This is a genomic window from Aquiflexum lacus (assembly GCF_015476655.1).
GTDB classification, from domain to species: domain Bacteria; phylum Bacteroidota; class Bacteroidia; order Cytophagales; family Cyclobacteriaceae; genus Aquiflexum; species Aquiflexum lacus.
Window position 1 is genome coordinate 1 of the sequence record NZ_JABFHF010000093.1, and the last position, 389, is coordinate 389.

1 protein-coding gene is annotated in these 389 nt (G+C 50.9%); it reads left to right on the forward strand.

The window, feature by feature from the left end; genetic code table 11:
* Positions 1–389 (forward strand): DUF4962 domain-containing protein (locus HMJ38_RS25880; protein ID WP_228780279.1); only part of this gene is annotated, 389 nt, incomplete at both ends.

Genomic DNA, 389 nt, shown 5'->3' on the forward strand with positions numbered 1-389 from the left:
TATTGTTCCGGAGGTACAGTTCTTATGGCTTGCATCAGAATTTGCCCTCGGTTACAAGCTACAGCTTGCCACCGACCCGGGTTTTGGTCAGATTGTACTGGATACCGAGACATCCGATATTTCTCTCAGCACTGACGTGCTTCTTGCCAATACGGATTACTTCTGGCGGGTCAGATCCCTGAATACAGGAGGTAGCTCCGATTGGTCAGAGATCAGAAGCTTCTCCACAGTGCCGGAAGGCGAAACTCCTGATGGTCCTGTTGGCCACTGGAAGATGGACGAGGGATCAGGAAATATACTTGTGGATCATTCCGGTAACGGAAACGATGCGGTTATTCAGAATACCATTGGGGTGACATGGACGCAGGGGGTCATGGGACTGGCACTTG